Annotated in this window: 24 protein-coding genes and 1 tRNA gene; 2 read left to right on the forward strand and 23 right to left on the reverse strand. The window is 55.4% G+C overall.

What is annotated here, in order from left to right; genetic code table 11:
- The first annotated feature begins 69 nt into the window (after nucleotides 1-69).
- Nucleotides 70-1698, forward strand: a complete 1629-nt coding sequence (locus tag KJZ99_04030; protein MCL4305057.1) for a hypothetical protein — start codon at nucleotides 70-72, stop codon at nucleotides 1696-1698.
- A gap of 95 nt (nucleotides 1699-1793) precedes the next feature.
- On the opposite strand, the gene KJZ99_04035 is transcribed toward KJZ99_04030, so the two are convergent.
- Both KJZ99_04035 and KJZ99_04040 read right to left on the reverse strand, forming a co-directional pair.
- Nucleotides 1794-2780 (reverse strand): inorganic phosphate transporter family protein, encoded by a 987-nt coding sequence (locus KJZ99_04035; GenBank protein ID MCL4305058.1) that lies wholly within the window; start codon nucleotides 2778-2780, stop codon nucleotides 1794-1796.
- A gap of 10 nt (nucleotides 2781-2790) precedes the next feature.
- Nucleotides 2791-3435 carry a DUF47 family protein gene (locus KJZ99_04040; protein MCL4305059.1) on the reverse strand — a complete coding sequence of 215 codons (645 nt, stop codon included), beginning with the start codon at nucleotides 3433-3435 and terminating at the stop codon, nucleotides 2791-2793.
- Nucleotides 3436-3621: 186 nt separating this feature from the next.
- On the opposite strand from KJZ99_04040, the gene KJZ99_04045 reads away from it, so the two are divergent.
- Nucleotides 3622-3694, forward strand: a tRNA-Glu gene (locus KJZ99_04045).
- 203 nt (nucleotides 3695-3897) lie between these two features.
- Here the strand turns inward: KJZ99_04045 and KJZ99_04050 are convergent.
- The 21 genes from KJZ99_04050 to KJZ99_04150 all read right to left on the reverse strand — a co-directional run bounded on the left by KJZ99_04050 (nucleotide 3898) and on the right by KJZ99_04150 (nucleotide 23837).
- Nucleotides 3898-4197, reverse strand: coding sequence for a hypothetical protein (locus KJZ99_04050; protein MCL4305060.1), 300 nt, complete (start codon nucleotides 4195-4197; stop codon nucleotides 3898-3900).
- Nucleotide 4198: 1 nt separating this feature from the next.
- Nucleotides 4199-5794 (reverse strand): hypothetical protein, encoded by a 1596-nt coding sequence (locus KJZ99_04055; GenBank protein ID MCL4305061.1) that lies wholly within the window; start codon nucleotides 5792-5794, stop codon nucleotides 4199-4201.
- A complete protein-coding gene (locus KJZ99_04060) occupies nucleotides 5791-5997 on the reverse strand; it encodes a hypothetical protein (GenBank protein ID MCL4305062.1) in 207 nt (68 codons plus the stop codon). The genes KJZ99_04055 and KJZ99_04060 overlap by 4 nt, the downstream gene beginning before the upstream one ends.
- Nucleotides 5994-9002, reverse strand: coding sequence for a hypothetical protein (locus KJZ99_04065; GenBank protein ID MCL4305063.1), 3009 nt, complete (start codon nucleotides 9000-9002; stop codon nucleotides 5994-5996). Before KJZ99_04065 ends, KJZ99_04060 begins: the two co-directional genes overlap by 4 nt.
- On the reverse strand, nucleotides 8999-9412 hold the full coding sequence (locus tag KJZ99_04070) for a hypothetical protein (GenBank protein ID MCL4305064.1): 414 nt from the start codon (nucleotides 9410-9412) through the stop codon (nucleotides 8999-9001). Before KJZ99_04070 ends, KJZ99_04065 begins: the two co-directional genes overlap by 4 nt.
- Nucleotides 9409-11607, reverse strand: coding sequence for a hypothetical protein (locus KJZ99_04075; protein ID MCL4305065.1), 2199 nt, complete (start codon nucleotides 11605-11607; stop codon nucleotides 9409-9411). The genes KJZ99_04070 and KJZ99_04075 overlap by 4 nt, the downstream gene beginning before the upstream one ends.
- Complete coding sequence (locus KJZ99_04080; protein MCL4305066.1) at nucleotides 11600-11800, reverse strand: hypothetical protein; 201 nt, start codon at nucleotides 11798-11800, stop codon at nucleotides 11600-11602. Before KJZ99_04080 ends, KJZ99_04075 begins: the two co-directional genes overlap by 8 nt.
- Nucleotides 11801-11820: 20 nt before the next feature.
- A complete protein-coding gene (locus KJZ99_04085) occupies nucleotides 11821-12465 on the reverse strand; it encodes a hypothetical protein (protein ID MCL4305067.1) in 645 nt (214 codons plus the stop codon).
- 22 nt (nucleotides 12466-12487) lie between these two features.
- Complete coding sequence (locus KJZ99_04090) at nucleotides 12488-12664, reverse strand: hypothetical protein (protein ID MCL4305068.1); 177 nt, start codon at nucleotides 12662-12664, stop codon at nucleotides 12488-12490.
- A gap of 2 nt (nucleotides 12665-12666) precedes the next feature.
- Nucleotides 12667-14178, reverse strand: coding sequence for a hypothetical protein (locus tag KJZ99_04095; GenBank protein ID MCL4305069.1), 1512 nt, complete (start codon nucleotides 14176-14178; stop codon nucleotides 12667-12669).
- 24 nt (nucleotides 14179-14202) lie between these two features.
- Nucleotides 14203-14670 carry a hypothetical protein gene (locus tag KJZ99_04100; GenBank protein MCL4305070.1) on the reverse strand — a complete coding sequence of 156 codons (468 nt, stop codon included), beginning with the start codon at nucleotides 14668-14670 and terminating at the stop codon, nucleotides 14203-14205.
- Nucleotides 14670-15197, reverse strand: coding sequence for a hypothetical protein (locus tag KJZ99_04105; protein ID MCL4305071.1), 528 nt, complete (start codon nucleotides 15195-15197; stop codon nucleotides 14670-14672). Before KJZ99_04105 ends, KJZ99_04100 begins: the two co-directional genes overlap by 1 nt.
- A 1-nt stretch (nucleotide 15198) precedes the next feature.
- On the reverse strand, nucleotides 15199-15546 hold the full coding sequence (locus KJZ99_04110) for a hypothetical protein (GenBank protein MCL4305072.1): 348 nt from the start codon (nucleotides 15544-15546) through the stop codon (nucleotides 15199-15201).
- Complete coding sequence (locus KJZ99_04115; protein ID MCL4305073.1) at nucleotides 15546-15980, reverse strand: hypothetical protein; 435 nt, start codon at nucleotides 15978-15980, stop codon at nucleotides 15546-15548. The genes KJZ99_04110 and KJZ99_04115 overlap by 1 nt, the downstream gene beginning before the upstream one ends.
- A gap of 16 nt (nucleotides 15981-15996) precedes the next feature.
- Complete coding sequence (locus KJZ99_04120; GenBank protein MCL4305074.1) at nucleotides 15997-16668, reverse strand: hypothetical protein; 672 nt, start codon at nucleotides 16666-16668, stop codon at nucleotides 15997-15999.
- A gap of 2 nt (nucleotides 16669-16670) precedes the next feature.
- On the reverse strand, nucleotides 16671-17102 hold the full coding sequence (locus KJZ99_04125; protein ID MCL4305075.1) for a hypothetical protein: 432 nt from the start codon (nucleotides 17100-17102) through the stop codon (nucleotides 16671-16673).
- Nucleotides 17103-17199: 97 nt separating this feature from the next.
- Nucleotides 17200-19593, reverse strand: a complete 2394-nt coding sequence (locus KJZ99_04130; protein ID MCL4305076.1) for a hypothetical protein — start codon at nucleotides 19591-19593, stop codon at nucleotides 17200-17202.
- A 122-nt stretch (nucleotides 19594-19715) separates the two neighbouring features.
- On the reverse strand, nucleotides 19716-20579 hold the full coding sequence (locus KJZ99_04135; GenBank protein MCL4305077.1) for a phage head morphogenesis protein: 864 nt from the start codon (nucleotides 20577-20579) through the stop codon (nucleotides 19716-19718).
- Between the two features lie 2 nt (nucleotides 20580-20581).
- Nucleotides 20582-20992 carry a hypothetical protein gene (locus tag KJZ99_04140; protein MCL4305078.1) on the reverse strand — a complete coding sequence of 137 codons (411 nt, stop codon included), beginning with the start codon at nucleotides 20990-20992 and terminating at the stop codon, nucleotides 20582-20584.
- Entirely contained in the window at nucleotides 20989-22401 is a 1413-nt protein-coding gene (locus tag KJZ99_04145; protein MCL4305079.1) for a ParB N-terminal domain-containing protein, read from the reverse strand. Before KJZ99_04145 ends, KJZ99_04140 begins: the two co-directional genes overlap by 4 nt.
- Nucleotides 22398-23837 (reverse strand): hypothetical protein, encoded by a 1440-nt coding sequence (locus tag KJZ99_04150; protein ID MCL4305080.1) that lies wholly within the window; start codon nucleotides 23835-23837, stop codon nucleotides 22398-22400. The genes KJZ99_04145 and KJZ99_04150 overlap by 4 nt, the downstream gene beginning before the upstream one ends.

Below are 23837 nucleotides of genomic sequence, written 5' to 3' on the forward strand. Positions count from 1 at the left end.
TGATATTCCATCAAGTTCAAAAGAACAAGGAACAGGTAGTTACATCACATCACGTCAGGGGAGAAGAACATGAACGGTGTCAGAATAGCAGCGAGCATTGTACTCGCAACAGTAGTCTTTTGCGCGAGACCGGCAAATTCAGTAGAGCTGAGAGAGAGTTTGAGAGGCTTCGGGAGAAAAGTCACAACTGAGTCGAAGGATGCGCAGACGTGGTTCGATCAGGGATTCACGTTGTATTTTTCGTATCATCAGGATGCAGCGATTCCGAGTTTTGCGAAGGCTTACGAACTGGACACGACGTGCACGATGGCATTGTGGGGAATGGCATTAACCGCCGGGCCGCACATTAACAATCCAGCGATGGACAGCACACAAGCGAAGCTGGCATACGAATCGGTGACCAAAGCGGCAGCGCGGACGGCGCACTTGACGGATGTGGAGAATGATTTGATCGAGGCGCTGACGCATCGGTATGCGTGGCCGCAGCCAGCGGATCAGATGCCACTAAATGCGGCTTATGCGAACGCGATGCGGGAGGTCTGGGAAAAGTATCCTGCGGACGTGGATGTGGGGGTGTTTTTTGCAGACGCAATGATGAATTTGCGCCCGTGGGATTTGTGGACTGCGGAGGGCGAGATGCAGCCGGGGACGGAAGAAATTATCACGACGCTGGAGCGTTGTCTGGCGATGGACCCGCGGCATCCGGGCGCATGTCACTTCTATATTCACACGATGGAAGCGTCGCCGGCTCCTGAGAAAGCCTTGCCTGCGGCGGATTCGCTTCGACACAGGATACCGGGCGCGGGTCACCTGGTCCATATGCCATCTCACATAGACATACGTCTGGGACGGTATGAAGATGCGATATTGGCGAATCAGCGGGCGATTGAAGCAGACAAGCCATATGTGGAGAACGTGGACTTTTTCACAGTTTATCGGGTGCACAACTGGCACTTCCTTACATATGGAGCGATGTTTGAGGGACGCAGGCAGCTTGCCATGGAGGCGGCGCGCAACGCAGTCGCACAGATGAACATGGATTTGGTGCGCGCTTTTCCGGACTTTCTGGACGCGTTTCTAGCTGTCCCATATCACGTGATGGTGCGATTCGGGTTGTGGGATGAGATCTTGAAGGAAGCCGCGCCGCCGGAAGACATGCTCGCGGCCATGGCTTTCTGGCACTATGCTCGGACAGTGGCGTATGCGGCAACTGGACGAGTAGCCGAAGGAGACGCAGAGTTTGCAAAGCTTAAGACGGCCTGCGAGAAGATTCCGGAAAGCAGACTGTTGGGCAACAACGCGGTGAATGTCATCGCGGAAATCGGTTTGGCGTTAGCTGAAGGAGAATTGGAATACCGGAAGGGGAGCTACGAGAAAGCCTTCGCTCTGCTGCGCACGGCGGTTGAGAAGGATGAGAAGCTGAAGTATGACGAACCGTGGGGATGGATGATGCCTGCGTCGCACGCGCTCGGAGCATTGCTGCTCGAGCAGGGGCATTTTGAGGAAGCGGAGCAGGTTTATTTAGCAGACTTGGAGCGGCATCCGGAGAATGGGTGGGCCCTGCTCGGCCTGAAGGAATGTCAAAACAAGACTGGCAGAAGCGCGCAGGCGGCGGAGACCGAAAAGCGGTTTAGTAAGTCGTGGGAGCGCTCGGACATCAAGATAAAAGCATCGTGTTTCTGCAGCAAGGGAATGTAGAGCAGCTCGACTGAGGTTGAAGAGAAGGGAACAGAACGGGGCACGCGCAGGCGTGCCCCGTTCTGCTATGAGCAGCGACTACGCGCTGCCTTGAATCACACGAAGAGGTGAATAAAGAGGCAGACGAGGGCGCCGACTATCGCTGCGGCGGGAATGGTGAGAATCCACGCGATGACAATATTGCCAGCAAGTCCCCAGCGGACGGCTGACGCGCGGCGCGTGGCACCAACGCCCATGACTGCACCGCTGATTGTGTGCGTGGTGCTAACGGCGATACCGGAGAACGCGGTGATCAGAAGCGTGATGGCACCGGCAGTTTCGGCGCAGAAGCCTCCGGCAGGTTTCAACTTTGTAATCTTCTGGCCGAGGGTTTTGACAATGCGCCATCCGCCGAAGAGTGTTCCCAATGCAATCGCGGAGTGTGACAGCAGGATAACCCAGAAGGGAACTTCAAAAGTGTCCAGCACACCTGCGGTGACGAGCAGTCCGGTAATGACGCCCATCGTTTTCTGTGCATCGTTCGTGCCGTGTCCGAGACTGTAGGCCGCGGCGGAAACAAGTTGCAGTCTGCGGAAGGCTCGATTGACATTTGAACCGCGACGTTTGTGGAACAGCCACATCACGATAGCCATGAAGGAGAAACCCAATACCATTCCCATCAGTGGCGCAACAGCGATGAAGATGAGAGTGTTGGTCCAGCCGGAGTAGAGAATGGAATCGAATCCGGCGTGCGCGATGGCGGCTCCCGCATATCCGCCCATCAGGGCATGGGAAGAGCTTGACGGGATGCCGAAATACCACGTAATGAGATTCCATGTGATGGCGCCGCACAACCCAGAGAGAATCACGAACTCGTTGACGGCGGACAGTTCAATCAGGCCTTTTCCGATGGTCTTGGCGATATGGACATCGAAGAGAAAGGCTGCAGCCATGTTGAAGAAAGCGGCCCACATCACGGCCTTGCGCGGCGTCAGAACACGCGTTGAAACGATCGTGGCGATGGAGTTTGCGGAGTCGTGAAAACCGTTGAGGAAATCGAAGATCAACGCCACGACAATGATGGAGATGACAAGAAGTGTCATGGCCGCGGCTTCAGGCGTGCTTGATGAGCAGGGTTTCGAGGACGTTGGCAACATCTTCACAACGGTCTGTTGCAGTTTCCAACGTCACAAAGACTTCCTTTAGTTTGATGATCTCAATCGGGTTGCTGACCTGTTCAAACAGATTTGCAATGGCACGCTCAAAAATGTTGTCGGCCAGATTCTCAAACTCATTGATGCGCTCGATAACAGAACGAAGTTCATTCGGTTTGGCCATGCGCCGCAGAAGGTGCACGCCTCGTTCCACTTCCGTGACTGAGGAATGCAGACACTCGATCAGCTTGACCATATCGGGAGGACAGACGCCAATTTTGTAGAGTACTAATCGGCCTGCGCCGCCGTCAATGTTGTCAAGGATGTCATCGAGCGAGGACGCCAGCAAGTGGATGTCTTCGGGGTCGATCGGTGTGACAAAGGTGCCGTTGAGTTCGGAGAAGATACGGTGCGTCACCGAATCCCCCATGTGCTCAAGACTTTTGATCCGCTCGACGATCGCAATCCGCTCTTCGGGTGCAGCTGCGGGCAGAGTCAGAAGAGCCTCGGAAGCAAGGAAGATATTGTGAGCGGATTCTTCGAAGAGGGCAAAGAACTGCTCGTCATGCGGGAGCATGGCTTGGAGGATTCGGTCAAGTCTCATATGGGAGTAGTTTCTTGGTTCGGAGCGTGAACGGCGGTACGGGGCTGGGGTGGCCGGAACGAATCAAGGGCCGAAGGGTTTTACTTAATCTAAACAAATCTATTTAGCAGCGCAAATCGGGGTTGTAACCAGCGGGGAAAAGTGGACTTGACAATGACGAGGGGAAAGGCTATACTTAGTGTTCTTGGCGCGTTCGTCTAGGGGTCTAGGACGCTGGCCTCTCACGCCGGTAACACGGGTTCGAATCCCGTACGCGCTACAATTGTAAAACATGAGCTTAGGTTCATGTTTTTCGTTTTTGTGCATCGCCGCAAGTTCAATAATTTACTCTGATTTTGCTTTATTTGTTCTACGGTAGAAAGAAAAGCATTCCGCACAGAGTGTCTCAAGATACGGCCTCTCCTTTAGAATAACAAGCCCCGCCAATATGGACGGGGCTTGTTATGGATGCCAACAATTTGGTTAGACTTTGGACCAGTTGATCCAACGGTCGGCTTCCTCAAATAGGTGAGGACAGCCTGCTGATTCCATGTCGGCTTTGGCATCTGTTACCAGAGCCGCTATGGCCGCGTCGTCCAGCTTGGTGCTGGTCTTAAGGACGGCGGATGCCGCTTCCGTTCCGGCAGTGGCCAGCGCAAGCTGCGCGAGCTTCTTCTTCTCTTCTTGCTCGGCAGGAAGCGTTCCTTCCGCCATCTGCACAAGGTTCGGGATGTGCGGCAGAATGAACGGTTCAATCAGCGAGAGGGGAATCTTTACTCCCATTTCACGTTCCTTTCAGTTTTGTTCTTACCTGTCTCAATATGGGAAAAGCGTTCGGTGCTTCCCTGTTCCACCAAAAGACGGCCCAGTCCACTTCGCAGGGGTCAGCGACCGCCGCAAAGACGCTGTCCACGCTAACCGAGCCATTGGCATAGATTCCAATGACGGGCCTTGAATCCAATTGCCGTGCCTGCTCAATGACGGAGGCCCATTCGGAGACTCTGTTCGTCTCCGCCCACACGAGCAGCTTCATTGGTGTCTGCGGGTCGAGATACTGCAGATAGTCACACGTGAAGCCGGTCGGCACTGGCTTCGAAGTGCGGTTGTAGCGCAATTCCTCGGTGTTGCCACGCGGATCCGTGGCAAAGAACCACGACGTGTCTCCGGTCAACTGAAACGAGGTGAAGGCGGCACGCTCGATATAGCCTGCCCACGCCTGTGGCCATCCTGCCGGATAGAGCTTGTCGAAGTTCGGTGTCCATCCGATGGGCCCGTTCAGCTCGTCGGTGACGAACAGCAGAGGTGCTTGCTGGAATTGGCTGAAGGCCCAGCACGTCTCCCAGATTCCGTTCACGTCCGCAAGGTCAAGTGTCCGGCAATTGAAGAATCCACTTGCATCGTTCCCTACCCAATTGCCCGCACTGTCCAACTCTGATTCAACGGCGTCGTGCAGGATGATGCTGATGCTGGATATGGAGGCGCCCGCCTGCCCCCGAAATAGGACACGCCCGACGCTGATCCCGGGCAAGGCTATGAACGGGAAGCGGGTGACAGCGTTCGGAGGGCAATACATCTTCGTAATGTGCGACTTCCCGTCAGAATGATTGACATAGAGCCAACCACCGTACAGATTCGCTTTGACGGCGACGCGGCCCATTGTGAACGGCGGCAAGCTGTTGAGCCGTGCCTTCAGGGTTCCAAGCTCAGCGTAGCCCTTGCCGTCCGTTGAGACGGTCTGGAGGCTTGAGGCTACTTGCCGAGCCTCTGTGCTTAAGGGAATATAGGAACGCGGCGCAGGCCCCCAATGCTTGGCGAGCGCTGGGCCGCCAGCAATGTAAGTCAGCCCATAACTCTCAATCTGTTCCCTGAGCACTTGCGTTCTCGTGCGCAGGTCCAGTGACTTCGGGTCGTCGCCGAAGTACGCCCAATTCGTGTGCAAGGCGAGGTGAATGCCGTCGCACAATCCTTCGCTTGCGAGGCTGTCAATCAGAGTCGATGCAAGTCGGTAACTGGCTCCTGTCTTGCCTTCGCCGTCGAAGCTCACCCACTTCTCCATAGGCAATGCGAACACCTTTCCTTGCGCGAATGCCGGTGCCGCCATGAGCAGGGCCAGCAGCATGAATACGGCGCCGTTGCGCTGAATACGCTTAGCGAGCTTATGACCGCCGCCGATGCTGATACCGAGAAGCGCCAGCGGCCCAAGAATCCAATCCCAGGGCACGCACCAGCCGCCGATCACGGGAATCTGCTGCGGGATAGGCAGGCAGTCCGGATACATATGAACCAGTTCGTTCAACTGGTAACCCAAGATTGCGCAGATGGTCGACCAGAGCTTCTTCCCGTCGAACCAATTCCAGATGCGGGTGAAAAGAGTCTTCACTTCAGCACTCCTATTGCTAAATTAACGAGCGTAGTAACCACAAACGCGGCAACGCTTCCCCACACTGCCGCTTTCGTCTTGAGAGCAATAATATCTTCGCGCATGGCTTCCTGATTATCAGCGAGTCTCTTGATTTCGATGAGGACGTGGTTCTTCCACTCGCCCCAACCGTTCGTAGAGTAGTCGTTCGGAGGCATCATCATGGTATCCCTACTTCAAAAAAGGTACTGGTAATTTCGCAAGAGTTCGGATCAAGTTCCTGTTCAATCAATCTAAACCGAGAGGTCGCATTCACCGCCGCCGGTAACAAATCGTGAGACAGTCGCGCGAGTTCGAGTGGTTCATAACCAATCAAGCCCAACCCCGTTTTGAACTGAACGATCAGCGGCCTGCGCGTTAGGTGCTTTATGATCGCTTTCAGAAGGAATTCGGCAGTAGCCGCGTCACGAATGTTCGTGGCCGTATACTCCCAGCGATTCACCTGCAGCGTGGCAAAATGCGCATCGCGGCAAAGCCCCCAGTAGGTCGAACCTTCGCTTGAGAGATTCGTGAAACCCGAGTCGAACGACTCCGCATCGGGACTACTCACGAACAGCGACTCTTCCGGCTCGCCGGTCGCCATGTTGATCTTGAACTTCAACACGAATTCATTGTACCAGTACTTGAGGTCGCCGCGCTTGACGGAGACTGACGTCTTGTCGCCGTTCAACCGAAACTTTGACAGGACCGGCGGGCTCTCTCCCGATTCGCCTGCGTCGATGCGTGCGATAGTGGACTCGCCAAGATAATTCACGAAATACGCCAGATGCGCGTCGCGGCACAAGTCGCGAATCATGTCGAGACTGTTACTCTTATCCAAGTACTGACGCGCAAACTTCCATGAGCTGCGCTTGCCCGCCATAACATCAAATCCTGCAGGCGGGTGCGCCACTGTCACGTCATTCTCCTGAACTTCGGACTCGGAGTACGGAACCTTCGCGCTCGCGCCCGTGACCCAGCGCATAGACGTATGGTTGTTCGAAGAGGCGCCATTGCCATTGCCACTCGAATCTGTGACCGTGAATGCGCCTGAAGGTGTCGAGCCGTCGGTTTCACGTCGGCCTTCTTCGTCAAATCGCCACCATGCCTTGGTGTTACCCTGGTAAAAGGATTTCGGATAACCACTGCCCGCGTTATAGAGCTGCTTTGCCTCGCCTTCGCTAATTACCCTGTCCCAAATCCGCAGCTCGTCCAGAATCATATTCGTCCGCGTAGACGAGCCAGCGCGTAAGCCGATTCTCAGAACGCTGCCGCCGTCTGCCACGGCCTGAATGATACTAGAGCCGTTGTCGACAACGCCATTGATGTGGATATAGCGCGTTGCTCCGGACCCGCCCGCCGCAGTCGCAACAATGTGATACCACACTCCCGTCGAAAGCGTAGCAACGGACTCGAGGTAATTTGATGTCGATCCGTCACCGCGCCAGAACCTAACCTTCCCGCCCGTAGAAACGGACAATGCATAGGGCGCGATATTCCCGCTTCCGTTGATTTTCGCGACGATGAAGTTCTCACCGGCGGCAACGAAGGAGATGAACTTCACCCAGCATTCGATGGACACAATCCCGTCCAGCGCAAGACTTGAGTCATGCAGAACTTGGAAGAACGGCGATGTGACCGAATCGTCCTGAGTTTGGATAGCTGCGCCATGCAGTCTCGGCTTCAACCCTAACTCGTCACAAAGTAAAGACTCAATGACGTAAGCGGGGTTCTCGTTCAAGTCACCCTCGTTGAACGAGTTTGAGTGCTTCGGCGAATCTATCCATTCGCCGAATATCCGGCCCTTGCCGGTCTGCATAAGAACATCAACATTCTCATCGTCAAGCTCGTCAACATGAACGTACACGGACTTGATTCTGAATTCGCACCCGGCATCATGTCCGCTGACATCAACGAATCTGAATTCAATCTGGTACCCGGCATACGACCCCTCGCCTGAATCCAAGGCAGGAGACGCTTTCGTGGCAATGTCAACCGTAACAAAGGAGCCATACGCCGGAACGTCCGTCCATGAAATGTGCACGGTGCCGTTCTTGGAAATCTGATATTGAACCTTGTCGTTCACTCGGTTGACGGCATCAATGCGGAACTTCCAGTCAACGTTCTCTGCGGTTGTACCAGTCTTCCCGACTGTCGCAACTATTTCGTACGAGACCACCTCGCCATTCGCGTCTAGCACAGTGAAGTTTGTGTCATTTGTATCAACGGCATACTCAGGATTCGTCGCACCGGATGTTCCCACCACATCGACGACTGGTATCAAGTGAGTCGTTCTGAACAACGTGTTACTCGCCTTGAACACTTCGTCTGCGGTAACACCATCAATCACCGCTCCAAACGCAGGTTGTACGTGTCGTATATTCGTCAAGCAGAAGATTTCTCGTTCGTCAACCCAACGCGTCAACTTCCCGTCCGGAGTGGGATAGCTACGCTGTAATACGTCATGCCCGCATAGAATAGAGCGAGGACGGTTTGCGCCCGTTCCTACATCGCCATATTTGAGCGGCTGATTCAGGATACCGAGGAAGTAATCATGGTACACAATCGAACTAGCACCAGGGCTGAGATTACTGGCGACACCTGTCTTATTGATGCCCGCCCCTGAATTCAACAGCCAATTGCCGTAGAGAATTGGCACAACTTTGTTTCTGTTGGATTCGGGAAGCTCAGGGAATTCATCAGGAGTCAGCATGCGCTTCGGGAGAATCCGATGCTGCTTAATCCAACTATCCGAGCAGTAGAACGTCACATGGCTCTCGTCCCACGTCACGTCTTCGATTACCGATTTCGGAGCAACCGGCAAAGCATTCATCCAAGACGGACCTGTTTGATCGGTAAAGATGAGCCGTATTTCTGCGCGCCTGCCGATGAAGTTCTCGGTTGCGAGCGTGTCGGAAATCAAGCTCTGATTTGGAATCTTGAACGTCCATCTCTGCGCCTGTGAAACGTTGCCGCCTTCACGAATGTCAACCGCGCGCCGAATCTTGCCGAATCCGTTCTTCGCAATCTTCCCCTCGAAGTCAGGACCTGTCCAGCCTGAAACATTCGCCGGATTACACGGAAACGTCGCCCAGCGATACAGCGTTGTCGCACTCTCAACTTCAATCAGAAACTGAGGCGTCGAATTCGCGGCAATTCCGGCGGCGATGTTCGCGGACAGAGCTTTCATGACGGAGTACTCGTGCCCAGCGAGCGGTAGCGAACAGTGAACTTCTGCGAATAGATAGAGGGCGCGGCATACAGGCGATGCGGCGGCAAGTTGCCAAACAATTGGCATGTCACCGCGACGCCATTCCCCGCCCCTAAATCTACGCCGGAATCGGGCGTCAACGTGAATTGATGCTTCGAGCCTTTCACGGTGTGAAGGAAGAAGTTTCTGAGTTCCGCGAGTTTCGACTGACTCATGCCGCGAATCTCAAACGTTGCAAGCCACACAACGACGTCGCGGTCATAAACTTCAATCGTGCCATCTTCATATTCCCCGACGCTCTGAAGGCGTTCGGGCTGAACGTCCAGCGGCTTGCGTGCGCCTGTTCGTCCGGTCAGGGTGACGGTGGTAGAAGAGTATTGCAGTGTCATGATGCGTAGCTCACGCTGAATCTGCGATCATCAAGCGCGCGTTCGATGGCGGCAGGGAGCATTTCCTCGACCAGATCGCGAATCTCAATGCGCTTCTGCAGCGGAATTCCCTGACCGTCAAGATTAATGGCGATCGACACGTTATTCCCGCCGCGCAATGACCGTCCGTTATTCATCGCTTCCAGAACAGGGAGATTGCGTTGCGCAGCCTGACGATTCACGACGAATTCACCGGACTCCAAGAGCGCCGGCACGCGGTCTCCGAACCCGTGCCCGGGCACGACGCCGCCTTCCTGAAACTGCATGGCTCCCATTGCCCGAGCGATAATGGCCCCAATCCCCGCAATCGCGACGCCGATCGTTCCCACAGCGAATGCCGGCGCAAGCGGCCCTGCCCACGCGTAGAAGGCTACGAGTTTAGCGTAGGCTTCAGCCATGAATGAACCCGTGCGCTTTGCCGAATTCGCCTGCTCAGTCGCGGTATACGAGGTGCTCGCCGCCATACCGATCGCCGCAGTCTTCGTCGTAATGGCCTGCTTCGTAATCTCATCCCAGATGTACTTGGTAGTGACTTGCGCGATCTTACTGGCAACGCTGGCCTTGAACTGGTTCCAAATCGCATCCCGCTTTTGCGCACCTGTCATTTCCGTGTTGAGCATTGCGTTCACGGCATAAGCCTGCGTATTGCGCAGAAAATCCGTGTCTTCCAGAAACTGCTGCTTCGCATCTTGGCGCCGCTTACCGAGTTGCAGGTAGTACCATTCGTCGAGCTTAATCCGGTTATCAACGCCCTCCTCATGTGCCTCGGTCATAATCTGATCGAGTTCCGTGAGGTTCGCGCCAAACTCGCCGAACGGGTCTTCGCCGGTGTCTTCAGGCGGAATCCACTTCAATTGCACGGGCACGGGATCGGGGGGCGACTCGATCACAGGCGTGAGCGGCGTGGAGTTAAGTCGGGCAATCGATTTGGTGACCTTATCGACTTTCTCCTCAAATTCCGACACGCCCGGAATCAAATTATCCGTAGCCGCCTTTTCTAATTCTTCCGCTGTAACATGACCGAATTCCTTGACAACGCCGGTAGCATCTGAAGCGGCTACGGAAAACTGTTCGAACGCGTCCTCAACCTTCTCGACTTTCTGCGGCGTATCTTTGACTTCTGATTCAAAACCGGCGATTGCCGCCGTCAGAGCGATAACCGCTGTTGCCCCTCCAATCGCCCAGCCCCAACCGGGTATAGTCAGCATCAGCGATCGCGTAAAGACCAACGCGGCGTTCATCGAGTGCAGACCTCGCGTGATCGAGGGCAAGAGCAAGCCGATTGCGCTCGCTGTAGCAAGAAATCCGGTCAGTCCTGCCGCACCCAATCCGACAATTTGGACCAGCATCTGATGCTTCCCCGCCCATTCCCCAATGTCCTTCGCGAGTGGTCGAATCGACTGAGACAGCGCAGTAATCGTAGGGGCGAACGCCGCACCAAGTGCCTCAGACACGTCACCCACATCATTCTTCAAGCCCTGCAGAGATCCGCTCAATGTCTTTGCGTCCTCTTCGGCCAAACCCTTGAACTTCTGGCCGAGGATGCTCAGCATGTATTCGGCGCGTTCAGATTCGGTAGCGTTCTCGCCGAGCACCTCTTTAAGATTGCGGAACTCGGGAATAACGCGGCCCAACATGCCGGCTTCACCCTGCAATACAAGAGACATTGCGCGAGCCGCGCTGGCCGTGTCCATCTTCATGCCCGCCGCCAAGTCCATCGTCGCGGTCAGATTATCGAATGCGACATCGGCATCGCCGACCAACAGCGTTAAGTCCGCAAACACTCCGAGCGTCTGCTCATCGCCGAACCGAGTAACCGCCTGCAGCTCCGCCGCGGCGCCCGCGACTTTCCCCTTGTATTCGTCCCACGACCTGCCCGAAATCTGAGTAGCCGCCCGAGCGCGATTCTCAGCGTCCTCCTGCTCCATGAACGACTTCGTGACCAACCCGATGCTTCCCGCCACACCGGCGAACGCAATCGCAGACGCGTTCCGAATCTTCGCCAGATTCTCTTCCCAAGACTTGGAAGCGTTCCTCGCGGCATCGTCAGCGGCGGACTCCGCTCCCGCAAGCTGCTCTTTCAACTGAGAAAAGGCAGAGTCAACGTCTGCCTTCGCCTTCAGAAGTATGGCAAGTTCTCTTTCGCGATCAGCCATGGTCTTTGGATTTCTTCATCAGATGGGTGAGATTCAAGTCATGAATCAGCAATACGCGGTCAAGCAGTTCCTGAAACTCGTCGTCACTCAAGCGAAAATTCCGAGCCGTAAGCACAAAGTCCAGCTTGTCAATTCTCGGCAATCCATTCGAGTCAAATCCGGACAGCGACACCGTGTCAAAGTAGACGGACAAAGCGCGGCGTTCTGCCGGAGCTAACTTGAACGGCGGCGCGTCAGTGTAGAAGCAGTGCCCTTTTTCGTGCGAGAAACAGGGCGGTGTCCGTCCGTCTTCCGTGTAGCCTTCGTAACAGGCGCGGCAGTAGCCCCAGCCGAGTTCGAGGCTGAGTTCGACGTAACGCCTGAACGCCCCAAAGGGTCAGACGCTTCCTTCGCCTTCTGCGCCGCGAGGTCTATTAGGACGAGTTGGAAGAGTTCATCGCCGTAAGGCGTTCCTGCGAACGCCGAGACGCTTTCCTCGTCGATCGCAGCTTCCCCGTCCACTTCATTGAAACCGATACCGCTCCAGCTTCTGATAGCCCAAAGCAGCGTTCTCACTTTAACAGCGTTCCAGTCCGTCTTATTCGCCACCAGCGCGGCGATCAGCAAGCCGTAGATCTTGTTCGCGAGTCCCGCTTCATCGTTCGCCCTGAGCGTTCCGTCCTCTTTCAGGACTTCTGAGACGACTTGCCGAACCGCCTCCTTGTCCACAGGCAACGGACCGCGATCTTCAATTCGGCATTCCCGAATTAGATCTTGATACCGTCGAGTCCCGATTCTGCAGTACGAAATCTCTGCGCCTTCGACAGGAACGTAAGAGAGAAGCTTGGATTCGTTAATTAGTGAAACTGCGTGTGTCATTGATGCGTCTTCCGTGGTTTGATTACTTGCCTGACTTTGCCCATTCAATAAATGCGGCCTTGATCAGCGATACTTTTTCGGTGTCTGAAGTTGCGCCGTGAATCACGGCTTCAATGCTCGCGAGTCTTTGCGACAGCAAAGCCCGCTCTTCAGCGAGCTTGCTGTTCGACTCCGTAAGTTCCTTCTGTGTGACTGACATGATTACAAATTCTCGTGGTTTTGTGCCATGAACATGTTGAACGGGAATTGGTTCCGTGTCTGGATGATGATCGGCCCGTTTTCAATGCCGTCTCCAACCGTCGGAGTGGGCATGCCGGCAGGGTTGCCCGTTACGTTGTCGCAATTCAAACACACGAAACTGTGCTTCTCCGGAACGACGCCGACGCCCGGGATCGACGTGTCCGGCGTTTCCAAGCGCAGTCTACGAAGCCAGATTTTCAGTTCGTTGTTGCGAACCGTTCCTGTCGTAATCGGTGATCCGGTGAACGTCAGCGAGGCCATGAGATTCGATTCGTTCAGGAACTGCGTTACGCGCGTGTTTTCCTTATGGCGGGACAGCGTGAAAGAACCGTACACTTTGCGCTTTTCGCTGCGGGTAGGTTCGTCGCGATATAGACCGCTGCTCGTGGTCTGTGACGCGTCGTCAAGCGGATTTTCAATCGTGATCTCGATCTCGGAGATACCGACATTGTGCGAAGCGGACAATGCGGTGCCCGTGCTGAACGCCGCCAATCTGAACACCGCGTCCGGAAACTGAACGCGCTCATAAACCATGAAAGATGAGCCGCTTGCCGGCACGGCCTGCGTTCCGTTCACATAGCGCCAGGTATCGCGTGTCTGGCTGTTCGAATTGGTCAAGTCATGAAACGCCGGAACGCATTCCGCAGACACAAGCAGCCCGTTCTTTGCGTCCAGCTTGAAAGTCAGCTTCCTGATGAATACGAACTGCCATTCTTCGTACTTCCATCCGTTCCAAGTAACCAGCGTGCCATGGCGCGTGAGAAATGCATTCGTCCCGATCGCCGTTCCCCATACACCCGCCATGATGTTCTGGAAGTTCTCGCCGTGCATGTGCTTCGAACACTCGTAGGTATGCAGAAACTCACGGGCGACGGCGAAGGCTTTTCCAGCATTCGGGTCAGAGCCGCCGCTCGCGTTCCACGCCGGAGCGACCGTGATCTGCGTCGTGCTGGTGCGCCCGACAATCTTGCGCACCTGATCGAAGACGTTGGGAGTCGAAGCCAATTCCTGAATCCGCACCCAGTCACCGATAATCGCGTCGCTGGTGAACACAGCGGCTGACGCGATCAGCGTGGTGGCGGTGGTACCAGCTGCAGTGGTGCCGGTCAGTGTTGTGCCAAGTCCGCTGATTCCGAAATCCGGAGACTCCAAAGCTGAACCTCGCACCTTCTCAAAACCCAACGCCGCCGCAATCAACTGGTCAAGGCCCAGAAACCCGGCCTTGATGTCCAATGCACCGCCGGGCATGACGGCGATCTTGTCATGCTGAGAAGGTCCGGAGGTTCCGTCCAAGACGTCCGCGTCGTCTTCGAACTCATGGTTGTTCTTCAGAGAGTGCTTGAGAAGCGCAATCTTGTCGTAAGAATTCAGCTTGGGCTGAGAATCGGGCCATGAAATAGCGTAAGGTTCGCTCTTACGGCTATTGAGCCTGAACGCCGCAAGCGTGGCCGTTCCTTGTGCCGGTGCAAGCATGATCTATCTCCTTGTCTAAAAAGGTTAATCCGAAACGGACGTGAAGTACTCCCGTACGTCCACGGTCAATTCACAGTAGTGACATAGAGCGTCGCCGAAGAACGCGACCGTGATCCGCTCGCACTGAACGGGAAACTGAAGCTCGCAGTTCAGGTCAAGGTCTCCGTCATCGTCCAAAGCAGCGGACACGCCGTCAATCAGTCGATTGAACTGTAAGTCAGTGTTGATGTCGTTCAGCAGACTGAGAAACCCGCGAATCCGGAAGCGATGCAGGCGCTCATGCGCGTGGCCCGTCTCGACCTGCTCATCGGAAAACGATTCGCGCGTCACTGTCCAAGAGTGAATGCGCTTCTGCGACTGGCAGAAGTGCAATGCGCTAAATTCATCCGGACTCTCGGTGAACATGCGGCCTTCATGGACGTGTCCAATTCCGGACACGGTTCTCATGCGACGGGCAATTGCGGAAACGATATTCTGATAATCTGACGGCATCAGGATTTCGTGAGCTTTTCTAACACGGCATCGTGCATGCTATTGTAGATGCTTTCAATCTTCGGTCTGGACTTCTCGAATCCGTCACGCATGAACCATTTGCCCTTCGTGCCGTGCGCCTTAATCTTCCATTGCATCGCCTTGCCCATCGCGATCGCTTCGCGCGGACCGAGTCCGAACTTGCGCCGTGCCCAAATGACAAGCGGCCAAAGCGGAGGCATATGTGGCTTTCCGCCTTCCTCGACCGGAACCGCATAACTCGCGGCGTTCATGAGCTTCCCTTCAACGGCATCCTGAACCTCGGTCACTTCCTGCGAAAATGCGTTCGCGAGGTTTCCGGTAACTTGCGGCCCGATACGTTCATTCAATAACCCAAGCACGACCGGATGAATCTCAAAGAGCGCGCCTTTCGTAGCCACAGTCAGAGCTTCCATAACAATTGCGGCGGCGCGCTCAGGGTTCGCGATTGCCGCCGACTTCAATTCATTCCGGTCGAACTCAAACCGAAATACAGGTCCGTCAGCCATGTCACGTAATCAGTTCGGCGTTGACCCAATTGACGGTAATTGAAGTGCCGGATGTCAGGGAGAACTTTATCCGGACATACAACGGCACATGTTCGACAGCAACAACCTTGTTAGAGTCAAACACGATGTCATTCACCGTATGAATTGCGGCCCAATTCGCGCCATCAGAGGAGCCTTCAATTGTGGCTTTGACTTTCGGACTGCCAGCACCCGAATCATGCCCGAAGGTCAAGATCAGCGTGTCATGCAGTTGCGCGGAAATGGACTGTGACACGCGTTCCGTTGTGCCCGCCGCGGCGTAAAGGCCCGTAATCGTGTCCAGCGAAATCTGAGTGCGAGAACGGTACATCACAAGTCCTCACGAATGTCAAGCTGGGCGAACACCTGTAGATTGATGCCCGCAGCAACCACGAGCTTCGCACGTACCCAGCGCGCCATGCGGCGAGTCGTAGGGCTAATGGAAACGCTGTAAAGCGTCTCACTCCCTGCGGTCAACCCGACCGCCGAGGCAAACATGCTGGTATATCCGTACGACCTTCCATCGTTTGCGGGTGCAGGATCGTTCTTCGTATCATCATCGGTTCCAAATGTGTAGACGTCGATCGAGCAACTCGCGCCGCCTGCGGCACCCACCACGCTCAAGAACATTCCAGATCCGTCATGACGGCTAATGTCAACCGGCTCTGACCAAACTGTCACGCCACCTGCGCCTCCGGAAACCGTCACCCGCGCTCCGGTCGTCGGATTACCGAACAGTGTGATTGACTTCTGAAAACGCGACATGATACCGTTCCTTCGTTTAATGAGTCAGGTAAGTGTTCTGCTCCGCTGTGCCCGGGTTAATCGGTCCCCAGCCCAGTGCAGGCCCTTCGAGCAAACCGCTTCGCTCTTCATACAATTCGGCGAGCCTGAGATACTGAGACCCGCGTGACTCCCGATTGGAAGCGGCGGTAAGCTGCTCGATGTCTTTCGACGCGTTCACCTTCGCCGCCATGACTCGCAGAAGCTCGGATGCGGCCCAATAGACAACCGCGTCTTCATCGCCTGTGGAGCGCAGCGAGCTTTCCGTGTTCGTCAAAACGTGCTCGACGGTGTAATAGAGATGTGCCTTGAATCCCAGAGCCGGAACCAAACTGACAAAGTGAATCACATAAGAGTCATCCGGCTGGAGCATCACTTGAATCTCACTCGCAGAAATCTCCGGCGGGAGACTTTTGGAAGTGACATCGACAGGATAGAGCACTTTCTTCACCGTCGAGAATCCGCCCTGCCAATCATTCGGCGCGGGAAATCTGAACGCGACCGAATCGCCCGAAACTTCAAAGATTCGCAGTCGCGGGCGGAATTGCGACAATCGCGTAACGCCTCGCAGCACAGCAGTTTCATGTTGTGCCGGAACAGTGTGGCGATCGCCGTCCATCAAGAGCAGACGGACGGCGTCACACAACTGTTGAAGCGCACGCGCGGCCACGATTATCTCGGGTAAATCTCAAGATACAGAACGCCCGGACCGAAGGCGGGGCTGGTGCCGACGTCTTCAATCTCGAATGCGAGCACATCGCCTTCGGACATGACCACGCCGTCGGCGTAAGTCGAGTTCAAGGGAATGTTCTTCGCATCAAACGCCACGAGATTCACAGCAGGCGTGGCGGTGAGGTCGAGGTTGGCGACTTCCGCAGCGCCGGTGGAACCGTCCGCGCCTTTGTAAATCACGTTCAAGTTCTTGCGATTCGAATCATGGCCCGTAAAGGCCGCGTTCGGCACGAATTCGACTTTCTTGACGATACAAGCGACCGGTGCGCGAAACACCGGGAAGGCAATCGTCGCAGCATCGGCGGCCAGCGCAGGCGTCGAATAGGAGTGCGGAATCGGCCCGGGAATGTCGCCGTAACGAGTATTGCTCATGGGAATATCTCCTAATTGAAAGCGTGGATGGAAAGGTCATCCGAGGGCGGGCAGGCACCACGGAAGGGAAGCACCTGACCCGCCCAGACGGATGATGTTAGCTCGTGTATCCGGCAATCGGGCGATAGTCGACGCACTTCACGCCAACGTCCCAGCGCACGCGGTAAGAAACCTTGTCCGCCGTAAAGTTCGAGCCGCTCCCTGCGACTTCCTGCATCAGTTCCGGTTCAGACTCGCCCTTCAGCGTCGCCACGGCGATGCCTTCAACTTTGCGCGGGTCGGCAATCGCCCACCAGTGTGAGGAGTTGCTGATGCGCGGACACAGAATGTAATCCATGCCGTACTGAGCATGGACGTTCGGCGCACCGCCATTCGGTAACAGGTCACCGGCATTGTAACCACCCGCCGTGAGAGCAATCTGCACCGTGGACTGCGCCTTGCACAACGCGAGCGCCATGTCTTCCTTGTCCGGATGGACGACCAGCCACTTCGGCCAGTTCACTTCCATCAGATACTCGGGATTCGTGGCATCGCTTCCGTACGCCTTCTGATTGTACATCTTGTTGCGTACGTCCTTCATGGTCGTCGGCGAGAGGGCGCCAGACGTCAAGTTGCCATGGCTCGCCGAATGCAGCAGCGCAACGGAGTCGTAAATCACGCTGTTGCCAATCAGCATATCAAAGACCGCACGATACGGTCGCAGTTTCAGAGCACGCGCCGCCCGAATCGGCAGTAAGCGAATTGCTTTCATGTCGTCGTTAACGATCATCTTGCGAGTAATCGAGAAGATGCCGCCGCGCGTTTCGAGGTTCAATGCAACCGACTCGTCCGTCAGTCCGGGCATCGGCAGGAACGTTCCGCCATCCGGATCCACGATCGGCAATTCGCCCCAGTAACCGAGTCGAGTGAAGTTGTGATCGCGGAAGTCGTTGACTTGCTCCTTGACCGTGATCTTCTCATAATCGCGGTAATCCGGAAGCAGATACTCACGCATCAGCGCGCGGTGCATGGCGTCGCCAAACACCTGATCGAAGCTCGCGGTCGTAAACGACTCTTTGAAGTTCCGGCGAACGATCGAGTTGTATTGATTCCCCGCGAGCAGTCCGAGGAACAAGTCAGCGTTATCTACACGGTCGCGGTCAATGCGCCAGCCCTTGTAGGCCGCTTCCTTGATCGAAGAGAATCTGCGCACGGTGCGCTTCTTGTCGTCCTTCAGGTCTTCACCGGCAAAGAAGCCGTCCAGCGCAAGCATGGCATCGGAGATACCGACGTCATTCAGCCCGCGAATCGTACCGCCGGCAAAGCCGTAGCCCAGGGCTTCGAGCGCCTTCTGCTCGGCGCTGATCGCTTCCTTGACCTTCATGAGTTCAAGGCCGCGTCCTTTGACCGATTCCTTGAGCTTTTCCTTCACAGGCGCAGGCAGGTTCGAGCCGTCGATTTCGGCAACCGCCTTCTCATCGGCAAGTTCGCGCTTCATAGCGTCAACCTGCTCCTTCAGCGCATTAACGTCTTCCGGCTTGACGGCTGAACCGCCGTTCAAGTCCGGATTGTTCTGCGGCTGCTGGTCGTTGTTCTTCTGCGGTTCGACGTTTGGCTTCGGATCCGTGTTCTTCTGCGCGGCCTGAGCGGTTTCGTACTCAAGAAGCTTCTTGAGCGCCGCGGTTGCAGCTTCAACATTTCCTGATTCGAGCGCGGTCAACGCTTCCTTTGCGAACGTCTTCCACTGCGCGTCAGTCGTCTCTTCGCTTTGCTCTTGCAGCACTTCGGCGGCGACCGTCGTCGCAGCGTCGCCTTCGGCTTCGAGAAAGCGCGTGATTCGAGCTTCGACCTTCTCAGCGTTCTTGGACGCCGCAGCGCGCGCCTCAAGCACTCTGAACAGTAGTCGCTTGGTGTGTGCTTTCATGTTTGTCTTTCCCTTATTTTGAATTGCGGCAGCAATGCGAAGTATCTTTCCGCCAGCAGCTGCGCTGTCTACGATGTCGCAAGAATGAACAGACTCGATATAGCCGTTCGCAACGTCAATCCCGTCCACACGGGCGAGTTCATACGCCCCGTCGCCGTCAATCGATAACTCGGCAAAGTCCTTGAATCCGCTGTCCCACGCGTTCTTGATGCGGTTTGCAAGGTCAGTATCGACCAGATGTAAATCGCAAATGACGCCTTCATTCCCTTCGGCGTCCTTTCCCCAACGCGGGTTCTTGTAGACGCCGACTTTGTTCTTGACAAAGCCAGTCGCGCGCTTCGCGTCGTCCGAAAAATCGGCAACGTGCCCCTTCGACCCGTCAGGATTCTCGAACACGTATGCCGGAAGATTCTCGAACTGCGGCATAAGCGTCTGAAGCATTTCCTTGCCGTAATAAAACGGCACACCTTCCGGAGACCGGTTCTTCGACAGGCCGACCTTGATCGCCATGACTTCGAGGACCCTGCCGGTCTTGTCTGCGGCGAGGATTCGGCTTTCGCGTGAACGAGTGAGTTTGAGCCTGCTCATGCGATTAAGTTCAGAAATTGCCTGAGCGATTACAACGGCGCAAAACAGAAAACCCTGCAACCTTTCCGGAAATGTTGCAGGGTTTTTTACATTCAGGCTTGACCTATGCCGCTTTGCCACGATTACAGGTTCATAATCGTGTCCCGCACAAGGTCTTCCATGGAATCGACGACCGTTACCCATTGACAGCCGCAGTTGATTGTCTCTTCCGGCGGTCCAGCAGGATCGCGGGGATACATTAAACCATTGGAAAACGGTTCATTAAACGGTACAATCTCGCCGTCCATCTCCTGATGCCACCACCTTCTACCGGGTCTATCGCCTCCGCTCACCCACTTCTTCTTCACGACCTTTCCGGCATCAGGCACCATGCTCACGAACTGCTGCATCTGGGCATCGAGCGTGATGCTGTAAATCCTCTGTACTTCGGTTCTTACGATTCGTTCAGCCTGATAGGAAACACCTTCCGCACCGGCCTTGCCGATCAGCGAATCAATGGCTTGCATCGCTTCAAAGGGCGACTTTCCGCCTAGCGCGGCGCGTGACAACTCGCCGTTGACTTTGGGCATCAGATCACTCGGAATTGAGCGCACAAGGTCAGCCGTGTAGTTCATGGCGACGGCAATCAAGTCCGTGCTTGGACCGAAGAACACGCCGGAGATTCCTAGCGCCGCGGCCGTCTCCGCTCCGGCCGCGATCCCCACTTCGTACGCTCCGCGCTGCGCCTCGTTTATCAGCGCGATGCTGTCGTTCAAGGCGGCGTTCGCCTGGGCCTGAATCAGCGCTGAGAGCCGAGGCACGTCACCGGCGGGAAGCTTCGTCACGTCTTTCGGATAACTGGTAATCAGGTCTTTCACCTGCAATCTGCTCTGCTCAATTCGTTTCATCACTTTGACGCGTACATCATTCGACAACGCGTTTGCCGACTGCTGCAGCGCTCTGATTCTCGACTCAAACGCCTTAACGTCTTTCGCAGTGACGGGCATAGCTACGTTCCTTTCCGGTCGCCTTTGGCGAGTCTGGCAATAGTCGTCTTGGCTAATTTGAGCGCGGTGTCAGATACGGTTCCATCCGGCCACACCCAACCGAATGTCTGAGCTTCGCGAACATGTTGTTCAACATACGTCATCGGGATTCGCGCGGCGGCCGATACTTCTTCGTAATCAACTTCGACGCCATACCAAATTTGTTCCATTTCCGTCAAATCATCCGGCGCCTCCAAGTCATCTGATGGAACACCGACTTTCAGCAGCGGCCACGAGATCACGAGACGCATCAGCGGCAGTGCGCCAACGAGCGTCGCTACATGGTCGCTTTCGCGCGGCGTGCCTTTGAGCATACCCTGCTCTTTCTTCATACGTGAAAGGAGCTTTGCCCTGTCCTCGGGTTTGAGTTTCATAATCCAATCTTCTGGAACAAGACCACGACCTCACCTTCGTCTTCCGGTGTCTCGGTCCAGTTGTTAATCATACCAGAAGCGCGCGTCTCAACATACTCCAACCCACAGCTTTTCGCGTGGTCTTTGGCTCTCTTTTCAAGCGGATGCGTCTGATTGCCCACTTGCAGAGCGAACACGGCGTTGGGTTTCAGCGCCTTAGCTGTTCTGTGAATGAGTTCATGGTAGAAACCGTTATCCCAAGCATCGAACTTCTTGAACTTGCGAAAGCTGGAGTTTTCGCCTTCGTACTTCTCTACGTTGAAGTAGGGCGGCGAAGTGAGTGCGAAGTCAAAGGACTCAGCTTCAAGTTGGCTGTCTTCAAAGCATTGACAGAAGAACTTTGCCTCTTTGCCCGGTGTGTACCGCGAATAGTTCTCGAAGAGCGCCTTCGTGCCCGCGTGTGTGGACTCAGCCGGATCAAATCCTGTGTAGGAAGAAGCTCTACTCAACAGAAATCCCACGAGCCGCCCGCCCCACCCGTGACATGGATCGAGCACTGCACCGCCTACAGGACAGAATTCATTGATAAGGTCAAGCGCGAGTTCAGCCGGAAAGTCCGGCGCGGTTCGGCTGCCCCCGATGGGCAGACTTTGTGCGAGAATCATGTCAATGGACGGTTTGTCCTTGAGACAAAATCGGAACGAATCGCCGTACTTTAAGTCTTCCGTGAAGGATTTGAGCGCATCAATCATGCTGTGCGCATGACCCGCGACGTGAATCTGTCTCGGATGGAAGGCATGCGAAGTCCAGCGAGGATAGCGCTCACCGAGATAAAGTGCTCTCAGAAAATAGATACGCGCAATGGCCCTGGTGCAATTGTGCGACACGACGCCGTGCGGCGAAAGCAACTCGATGAACTTCAGCGTGTCGCGAGCCCACTCTTGCCACGCCTGATTCAAGTTGAGAGTCTGCTCTTCCGAAAGTTCGCGCTCGATGGTGACGGCTTCCATGTCATCCAGCAGATCTGAAATCTCGTCGTCATCGAATCCCGTAAGTGATAGGTCGGCGTTGTGTTCCTGAAGGCTTTGTATCAGTTCGCGGAGCGCGTCTTCGTCCCAATCGCCGCTGATTCGATTGAGCGAGAGGTTTAGTTGGCTCTCCTGCAATTCGTCAAGGTCTACGACAATCACGTCGGTCTCTGCCGTGCCAGCGGCGAGCAATACCTTCACACGCTGGTGACCGCCCACGATCTGACCAGAGCGCTCATTCCAGATAATCGGCTCCACGAGACCGAACGTCTCGACAGACCTGCGCAGCTTGTCCAATTCCGCTGCTTTCATCATGCGCGGGTTCCAGTCGGCAGGCTTCAATCTTGACAGCGGCATCCGCTTCACGGGAAAGCCGTTCACTATCCTCGCTCCCCGAGTCATTTCCCCTCCCTGATTCGTCTTAACTCACGTGCCTTCCAGTCTTCCTTCACGTCGTTCCCGTCCGGAGCGATCACTTCTTCGATCGGGAGCTTGGCTTCAGCGGCGATTGTGCGGACGAGCTGCGATGCCTGCGTGTCGTCGATCCAGTTGTTCACGCGCCAAATCGCAACGACTTCGGACATGCCCTTTGCAATTTCGACGATAAGCTTCTTGTCGTCCACGGCAATTGGCGGCGCCTTCACGGTGACGCCAAAGTCCGTTACGCCATCCAGTTCGCTGGTGAAAATGCGCTTCTGATCTACTGCAAATCCGGCGATGTCCTCCCAGAATTGCACGAACTGCTTCTGCCCCGACTCCATCATCTGGAAGAACGGGGACATCGTTTCGCGGGCGCTCGCCCACGTCGCTTCTTCCGCCTGTCCAAACACGACCGCTGGATTCCCGCTTCCAATCTGAATCAAGCTCTTGATCACCTTGCTGAACGTTTCAATGTCAGTTGCTTTGATGTCCGGCGAAATGAAGTCGAACTTGACCTTCTCGTTCGCGTAGGCCCAGGACGTTTCTTCGTTAGGGTTGAAGCGCCTGGGCGGCGGAATGTAATTAGCGGATTCGGGGTTGCGATACTCGTTCAATTGCTTTGGCGTCGCGCCTTCGACTGTGATCACGCCGACAATCGCGCTCTGGTCTTCGACGCGCTGCTTGTTGATCCACAGGATGTCTTCCAAACCCGCGCACCAATCGATGATTGGCAACAGCTCGGTGGTGCCGCGCTGAGAGCCGATCACGGTATTGAACTGCAGCAGCATCGCGCGGCCCGTTCTCTTGCCGAGAGTGTTGAGCGCCTTATTCCCGATCACGGCGCGTTGCTCGCCGTAGAACTCGGGTATTCTCACCGCCGCATCGCCGCGTTCGTCCACGGTGACCAGCGGCAGATTGAAACGTCCGTCGACCGTCCGGATTTCGATGGACGTGGGTGTGTCTCCGTCGAACGGATCGAATTGTACTTTCTCGATGTTGAGCGGGTCCGCGAAGCCGAGCCGGACGTTTCCGGAGATCGTGTTAACGTTCGGAATCGCGAACAATTCGCCGAATAGGTAAGCTTCCCGGGCTCGCTTCTTCATTTTCAGTCCGACTTTGTTCTGCGCAAGGAAAGCGTCCAAAGTCGCTTGAACCCGTTCGTCTTTTGCTTCGAAGGTGAGACCAGAGCCAATGACGTAGTTCACCCAAATCTCGGTAATGCGTTTCACGATCGGATTGTACAGCCATGCCTTGTAGACGCGGTCGTTCGTTTCGTAAATCTGCATCGCGGTGATGTCGCGCTGAAGCGTATATCCGCTTTGCCCGAGCCTGATCCAGCGGCTGGAACTCGAGCTTTCCTTCACGTGAATCGCGGCTGGTCTGTCCGCTCGTCTGATTTCAATTCCAAAGAGTCTCAT

It is taken from the genome of bacterium (assembly GCA_023382385.1).
In the GTDB taxonomy this organism is placed as follows: Bacteria; Electryoneota; RPQS01; order RPQS01; family RPQS01; genus JABWCQ01.